This window comes from Cytobacillus sp. MT66 (assembly GCF_058792595.1).
This window is the reverse complement of the sequence record NZ_JBXAFB010000017.1, coordinates 63742-71223: the sequence shown is the minus strand read 5'-3', so window position 1 is coordinate 71223 and position 7482 is coordinate 63742. Positions and strand designations below refer to the sequence as shown.

At 39.2% G+C, this 7482-nt stretch carries 7 protein-coding genes; all 7 read left to right on the top strand.

All coding sequences use genetic code 11. The features are described from left to right. Positions 1-181 precede the first annotated feature (181 nt). The 7 genes from AC1Q59_RS21730 to AC1Q59_RS21700 all read left to right on the top strand — a co-directional run bounded on the left by AC1Q59_RS21730 (position 182) and on the right by AC1Q59_RS21700 (position 7170). Positions 182-961 carry an alpha/beta fold hydrolase gene (locus tag AC1Q59_RS21730; protein ID WP_492367953.1) on the top strand — a complete coding sequence of 260 codons (780 nt, stop codon included), beginning with the start codon at positions 182-184 and terminating at the stop codon, positions 959-961. A gap of 171 nt (positions 962-1132) precedes the next feature. Further along, positions 1133-1657, top strand: coding sequence for a DinB family protein (locus AC1Q59_RS21725; RefSeq protein WP_492367952.1), 525 nt, complete (start codon positions 1133-1135; stop codon positions 1655-1657). Positions 1658-1814: 157 nt separating this feature from the next. Continuing rightward, positions 1815-3551 (top strand): LytS/YhcK type 5TM receptor domain-containing protein, encoded by a 1737-nt coding sequence (locus tag AC1Q59_RS21720; protein WP_492367951.1) that lies wholly within the window; start codon positions 1815-1817, stop codon positions 3549-3551. Between the two features lies 1 nt (position 3552). Beyond that, the gene (locus tag AC1Q59_RS21715) at positions 3553-4284 is read left to right on the top strand and encodes a LytR/AlgR family response regulator transcription factor (RefSeq protein WP_492367950.1); all 732 of its coding nucleotides are present in this window, start codon (positions 3553-3555) and stop codon (positions 4282-4284) included. Positions 4285-4446: 162 nt separating this feature from the next. After that, a complete protein-coding gene (locus tag AC1Q59_RS21710) occupies positions 4447-5898 on the top strand; it encodes a carbon starvation CstA family protein (RefSeq protein WP_492367949.1) in 1452 nt (483 codons plus the stop codon). Beyond that, positions 5898-6047: a hypothetical protein gene (locus AC1Q59_RS21705; RefSeq protein ID WP_492367948.1), complete on the top strand. Its 150-nt coding sequence runs from the start codon at positions 5898-5900 to the stop codon at positions 6045-6047. Before AC1Q59_RS21710 ends, AC1Q59_RS21705 begins: the two co-directional genes overlap by 1 nt. 739 nt (positions 6048-6786) lie before the next feature. Then, complete coding sequence (locus tag AC1Q59_RS21700; RefSeq protein WP_492367959.1) at positions 6787-7170, top strand: hypothetical protein; 384 nt, start codon at positions 6787-6789, stop codon at positions 7168-7170. Positions 7171-7482: the final 312 nt, after the last annotated feature.

Below are 7482 nucleotides of genomic sequence, written 5' to 3'. Positions count from 1 at the left end.
ATTAAAGACATAACAAAACCCGAATAACGTCCCTTTTTTAAGGGTGTCCATTATTCGGGTTATAGTTCACAGGCACCTTGTCCTTCGGCCGGACAGAGTGCCTGTCCCCCTGTCCGGCTCACCTATGTTTACAAAAATGAATATCTTATTGCTGATACGATTTTAACTAAGGAGGGTATACATGGGATATTTTGTGACTGTAGATACGGGTGTGAATTTATATGTAGAAGATATTAACCCGGGTGGAAATAAGACCATAGTGTTTTTACATGGCTGGCCGTTAAGTCATCAACAGTTTGAGTATCAGTTTAATGTTCTCCCTGCAATGGGATACCGCTGTATCGGAATTGACTGGAGAGGTTTCGGAAAGTCGGATAAACCGATGAGCGGCTATACTTATAACAGACTTGCGGATGATATCCGCACATTAGTTGGTGCGCTTCAGTTAAATAATTTTATTCTGGTAGGCCATTCAACCGGTGGGGCTATTGCCATTCGATATATGTCTCGTCACAACGGTTTTGGGGTATCAAAGCTAGTCCTTGTTGATGCAGCCGCTCCGATTGGATTTACCAAAGAAACAGCTAATAATTTTCTCGAAGAAGCCTTATCTGATCGCCCAAAAATGATGCAGCATGTAACAGATGGATTTTTCTTTCAATATATAACGAAACCATTCTCTGACTGGTTTTTGCAAATGGGATTACAAGCAGCAAGTTGGTCAACAGTTGCCATTATCATGACATTAAGAGATGAGACGCTGCATACGGATCTTTCAAAAATTAATGTTCCTACATTAATCATTCATGGCATTCACGACAAAGTGATTCCTTTTGCACAAGCTCACGAGCTAAACCAACAAATAAGAAATTCCCAATTAGTCCCGTTTCACTATAGTGGCCACGGCCCTTTCTGGGAAGAGCGTGATCAATTTAACCAGCTATTAACACAATTTATTTAGGCGGAATGTGCGTTAATCGAACCAGGGTTAACGCTTTTTATTTGGAGTTCTAAAACAAACTTGGCAGGTTTGTGGACAATATTTCATATTATTAAATAGAAATGCTGGGATTCAAGATTTCACTTAAGTAGGAGTAAGATTGTTTTAATATGTGAAAGGAGCGGGTTGATCATGAATTTTAATATAAAAGAGGGGCTTGAAATCCTGGAACGCACGCCACAAACATTGGAATATTTTTTAGCCTGGTTATCTGAAGAATGGATGAAAAGTAATGAAGGTGAAGGAACGTGGAATGCCTCTGAAGTAATAGACCATCTGATAGAATGCGAGAAAGTTAATTGGGTGCCTAGGTTAGAAACCATTCTTCAAGAAGGTGAGAATAAACCTTTTCCGCCGTTTGACCGATATTCTCATTTAAATAAAAAGACTAGTGAATCAGTTGAACAGAAGCTTCTTGAGTTTAAAAAAGTTAGAACACATAACATAGACAAATTAAAGGATCAAATAAAACCCGAATTGCACTTTGAATTGACAGGTTCACATCCGGAATTTGGTTCAGTAAAGCTTAGGGAATTACTTGCAGCATGGGTTGTTCATGACTTAACACATATATCCCAAATCGTCCGGGTTATGGCAAATAGATACAGAGAAGACGTTGGACCGTGGAAGAAATATTTGAGTATATTAAAAAAGTAACAGATACGGACGAGGGGACTGTCCCCCTGTCCTTTTTCAGGGGACAGGCACCTTGTCCATCCCCCAAAAAACTATCCCGCACGGCAAAAATACTGTTAAAATAATGATAGGATTTACTCTAACCTGTTTTGGCGATTACCAAAAAAGGAGTATTGCTATGTTTGAACTTTTAATTACTATGTTAGAGCGGTTAGGGATCATTGTTGCGATCGCTTTTATTTTGACGAGATTGAAATTTTTTCGGGGGATGATGTACCAGGAGGAGCTGAGCCGCCTGCAGAAGCTGGTGGCGATTGTTTTCTTTGGTTTTTTCGGAATTATTGGAACCTATACGGGCTTAAGCCTTAATACGGAAAGCATGGAATTTGGCCGTTGGGCATCTGGGTTGACCTCTGATGAAGCTTTAGCGAATTCACGGGTCATTGGTGTGGTGCTGGCAGGTCTCCTTGGAGGGTATAAGGTTGGCTTGGGTGCAGGCCTGATTGCAGGGATTCACCGTTTTACCCTGGGTGGATTTACCGCCATATCCTGTGGTGTTGCATCTATCATTGCAGGCTTTATTTCAGGATATTTTTATAAGAAAAATAAGCATGTGAAACTAAGTACGGCCTTTATCATTGCAGCCTCTGCAGAAGCGCTTCAAATGCTTGTTATCCTGCTGTTCTCACGTCCCTTTGAAAAGGCATGGGCTTTAGTTGAAATCATTGGGATTCCGATGATAGTTGCCAATGGACTCGGCTGTACTATTTTCCTTATGATTATTAAGAGTGTTATTAATGAAGGAGAACGAGCGGGTGCTGTCCAAGCTCAAAAAACATTGCGTATTGCTGATAAAACACTTGCCTATTTACGTCATGGACTGAATCATGAAACGGCACATGCCGTTTGCCATATTATTCAGGATGAAATCCAAGCGCTAGCTGTATCAATGACAAACACTCGTGAAATTCTGGCACATGTGGGTCTTGGAGATAACCATCACCGTCCGCAAATGCCCATCCAAACGCAAATTACCTTGGATGTTATTCATAATGAAAAAATTATCATCGCAAACAAAAAGATGATTCAATGCCGTGATGAGGAGTGCCCGCTAGGTGCCGCCGTGATTGCTCCATTAAAACGCAGAGAAGAAACAATTGGGACGCTAAAATTCTACTTTCGTTCTGAAAAAGAAATTACCCCTATTGTCACAGAGCTTATCTCAGGTATGAGTTCTCTTTTAAGTAACCAGCTTGAAATCGCGGAAGCCGATAAGGCATTTCAGCTCGCAAAAGAAGCCGAAATCAAAGTACTTCAAGCACAAATCAGTCCGCATTTTCTTTTTAATACACTGAACACGATTCTTTCATTAGTAAGAAGTGACCCAACAAAGGCTAGAAAACTTCTCGTTTCTCTTTCTCATTTTTTACGGCAAAATCTTTCTGTAACGACACAAAATAAAACAACACTGGAACAGGAACTTAGGCAGGTAAAAGCGTATTTAGAAATAGAGGAAACAAGGTTTGTAGATAAACTAAAGGTATTATATGAGGTTGACGAAGATGCTTTGTATCAGCATATCCCGCCACTTACCCTTCAGCCGATTGTTGAAAATGCTATCAAACATGGGATGAAGAATAAAGATGGAGATTTCAATGTGATCATTTCCATTCAAAAAAGGAATGACAGCGTCTCTGTAAAGGTTGAGGATAATGGGATGGGGATGAGCGAGGAACGTGCAAAGCAAGTTTGTGTAACTCCAATAAAATCTGAAAAAGGCAGTGGAGTCGCCTTATACAATGTGAATCGCAGGCTTACCATGCTATTTGGTGAAAAGTCTGCTTTAGTCATTAAAAGTGAAGAAAATAAAGGAACAGAAATCGCCTTTTCAATCCCAATAACGGAGGCTATTTAAGATGGAATCAAAAATTAAAACACTGATTGTCGATGATGAATTATATAGCCGTGATGAGCTGTCTCATTTATTAGAGACCTACCCATCCATTCAGGTAGTCGGGGAAGCAGATTCAGGGGAGGCTGCGATTTTAAAGGCGGTCCAACTTCAGCCAGATGTGGTCTTTCTAGATGTAGAAATGCAAAAGGTGAGTGGGATGGAAGCGGCAAAGGCCCTATTAGAACTAAAAAATCCGCCCCTTATTGTGTTTGCGACTGCCTACCCGGAATTTGCCGTGGAAGCATTTCGCTTTAATGCGATCGACTACTTATTAAAGCCATTTGATGAGGAACAATTAAAGGAAACAGTGAAACGAATCGAAAAGCATTTTTACACTCCAGAGGAAAAGGAAAAAGTCAAACAGACTGGGAAGCTAGCAGTTGATTCAAGCGGCGAAATTATCTATCTTGAACCAATGGATATTTTATATATTGCAAGAGATGAGAAGGTGACAAAGCTTGTGACAAAAATGGGGGAATATGACTCAAAGACACAGTTAAAGGACTTAGAAAGCAGGCTTGAATCCTTTGGTTTCTTCCGTATTCATAAAAGTTTCCTCGTTAATTTAAAATACGTCACTCGACTTACGCCGTGGTTTAACGGTGCTTATCAGCTGGAAATTGAAGGAAGAGAGGAACAGCTCTCGGTAAGCAGGAATTATGTAAAGGCCTTGCGGTTAAATTTAGAAATCTAATTAAATTTCTAAATATTTTGCCTTTCAGTTCACAAATTTGACACGTTATTGTCAATTTTTCACGTGTTAGTCACAAACTCTCCTTTAATCCTATGAAAATACTATAATAAATGTAAACGTATTCATAACTTTTTTAATAAAGGGATTAAGGAGGGAATAATAATGATTACATTCCTAGCGAGTATTGCTTTGTTAGTCATTGGATACTTCACGTATGGTAAATATGTTGAAAAGGTATTCGGCGTTAAGGAAGAACGTGCGACACCAGCTTATGTAGATGCCGATGGTGTAGATTATATTCCAATGAGCACTAAGAAAAATTCATTGATTCAGCTGCTGAATATTGCTGGTACCGGACCTGTATTCGGACCTATTATGGGAGCGCTTTACGGGCCTGTCGCATTCATTTGGATCGTTGTTGGATGTATCTTCGCAGGTGCGGTTCATGACTATTTAACAGGTATGATTTCAATCCGCAACAAAGGAGCTCACTTGCCAGAGCTAGCAACGAAGTTTTTAGGTAAAGCCATGAAACATATTGTCAATGCTTTTGCGGTTTTACTTTTACTATTAGTTGGAACCGTTTTCGTTGCCACTCCAGCTGATCTTCTATACCTATTAATGGACGGAAAAGTTGCGATCGGGATTTTAGTTGCCGTTATTTTCATATACTACATCCTGGCTACTTTATTACCAGTGGATAAAATTATCGGCCGTCTGTATCCATACTTTGGAGCAGTCCTTTTAATCAGTGCTGCAGGGGTTGGCATTGGTTTAGTCGTAAAAGGTGCACCTATTCCTGAACTTTCATTAGCCAATTTCCATCCTGACAATGCACCCATCTTCCCATTATTATTCTTTACTATTACTTGTGGTGCTCTATCTGGATTTCATGCTACACAAACACCAATCATTTCACGTACGACACAAAGAGAAAGCCAAGGCCGTAAAATATTCTACGGTATGATGATTGCCGAAGGGATTATTGCCATGATCTGGGCTGCTGCGGCAATGAGCCTGTTTGATGGTTACGGGGGCTTACAAGAACTTCTTGCTGCAGGTGGTCCGGGAGCCATTGTAAGTGAAGTTTCTACTATGATGCTAGGGGCCATTGGCGGAACACTTGCTGTATTAGGTGTTATCGTATTGCCAATCACTTCAGGTGATACGGCTTTCCGCAGTGCGCGGATGATTATTGCTGAATATTTAAAAATGGCGCAAAAGACTATGTCCAGCCGACTTTGGATTGCTGTTCCATTATTCGCCATTTCCATTGTTCTTACACGAATCGATTTTAACATTCTTTGGAGATACTTTAGCTGGGCAAACCAAGCTACAGCGGTTATTGCCTTATTCGTTGGTGCGATGTATCTTTACATTGCGAGAAAGAATTACTGGATTTCACTCGTTCCGGGAACATTCATGTTATGCATGGTCATCACCTACATCTTGAATGCGCAAATCGGCTTCCGCTTGCCAATGAATATTTCATGGTACGGTGGTTTTATAGGTACGGCACTGTTATTGGTATTATTCTTCCGACAAGCTAAAATTGCTCGCAGTGCAAATATTCAGCTAGAAGAAGATATCTCTCATTACAAGAAGGTATCCTAATGGGATGCTGCAGTCCTGAATATCGTAAGGTAGTCGAGGCTCAGGAGCAGAAGGTCAATCAAAATACCAATGACCGAGTTCCTGTGGTTGGGAAAATAGTGAGCGTAGCTATTATCATTGGTGCTATTGTCGCTTTTGTTCTCTTATAAAAATTGAAAAAATTAGTTTGCGCAGTCTTTAAAAAGGCTGTGGGGCTGGGTTCTAGTGGGTTCGATTCCATTGCGCTCAGAAAAGGCTCTAAGAAATCATCTTAGGGCCTTTTTTTATTTTGAGAGTAATTAATCACCTTAGTCTTTACTAATTGGCTTTTAGAGAAAATGGAATTAACTACTTAGTTGATCTTCGCTGCAATCAACGGCTATATTAACACTGCTAAAATAAAAAAAGATGAGTTACTAAATAACGTAAAATGCTGCGACTTAGCTACAACGAGACGTGCAACCCTGGTGTATGTAACTTCAATATACTTTGATAATGGCAGTGATGGAATGAGAGTTCATAGGCGGAGAATTTCCGGTTAATGTATATTAGAGAGTCTTAAGAAGCAGATATAAGCGGAAATATTCCGATTCGCTTCCCTAAATAAGGCAAAATCCGAAGAATTAGATAATCTAACGGAAAAACTCCCCTTATTTTTAAGGAAATATAGGTATTTCCTAATTTAAACGGAATTTTCCCGTTTATTTTTCAAACATAGGGGAACCGCATTCAGTAAAGCCGTCACAAAAATAGTGTAATGTTAATTGTATGACTAAATTTGTCAGTTTCCCAGGCAGAAAACGAGTAGGTTCGTATTTAATGTTATATTGTCCTAATATAGTTGTCCAAACACTCCCCTTCAGAATGAATACCATGTAGTAAATGATATTAAGAAGGGTTGAGATTTTGATGAAAGGTAATGAAAAAGGCTATAAAAATAAGGAATTATCAGCAGATGAACTATTAATGGCTGATGGAGATTTAACTAAAGAACAGATTGAAGGGTTAAAATCTCTTATTGTATTTACAGATGACATATTAGCACCAATTGATTTTAATACTCGTCCTTGTTCTACACCATTATCAGAAGAAGTCGCTGCCATTGACCCAAATGCCATAAGAGCCTGTTTATTTCGTTACACATATATATGGCTGCGAAATGGTCAACAATTTTGGTTCTATCCTACCTATGTAGGTCGTAACAGTATCGCAGGCTGGCGTTGGAGACAACACGCAGGCTGGACTTATTTTGGTATGGCATTGAGGCAAATTCAAAGCTTTCAATGTTATTAAAAAAGAGGTGGCAACCACTCGTATGAATGATATTTTCATAGTACCATTCTTTCATAATTTATGAGTGTAAAAATGTGTATAAAGGAGTTCTATAAGCGAATATATAGAAAAATGCTCAGAGTTTTTAGCCCTGAGCATTTTTCATGCTAATTATTGCGTTAATCAACTCCTAAATAAATTTTTGTACCCTATTTTTATTTTATTTACAATTAGTTGACATACCTATCGAAATGTTATAATTAAACCACAACCAATGTTACGGACATAATTTAGGCTTAAAAAGTATTGGTGTGCATGGCTGAAATGAGGGAC

Bases quoted from the DNA above. Each gene is read 5' to 3' on its own strand.
- AC1Q59_RS21730 (WP_492367953.1), top strand. From the start codon at position 182: ATGGGATATTTTGTGACTGTAGATACGGGTGTGAATTTATATGTAGAA.
- AC1Q59_RS21725 (WP_492367952.1), top strand. From the start codon at position 1,133: ATGAATTTTAATATAAAAGAGGGGCTTGAAATCCTGGAACGCACGCCA.
- AC1Q59_RS21720 (WP_492367951.1), top strand. From the start codon at position 1,815: ATGTTTGAACTTTTAATTACTATGTTAGAGCGGTTAGGGATCATTGTT.
- AC1Q59_RS21715 (WP_492367950.1), top strand. From the start codon at position 3,553: ATGGAATCAAAAATTAAAACACTGATTGTCGATGATGAATTATATAGC.
- AC1Q59_RS21710 (WP_492367949.1), top strand. From the start codon at position 4,447: ATGATTACATTCCTAGCGAGTATTGCTTTGTTAGTCATTGGATACTTC.
- AC1Q59_RS21705 (WP_492367948.1), top strand. From the start codon at position 5,898: ATGGGATGCTGCAGTCCTGAATATCGTAAGGTAGTCGAGGCTCAGGAG.
- AC1Q59_RS21700 (WP_492367959.1), top strand. From the start codon at position 6,787: ATGAAAGGTAATGAAAAAGGCTATAAAAATAAGGAATTATCAGCAGAT.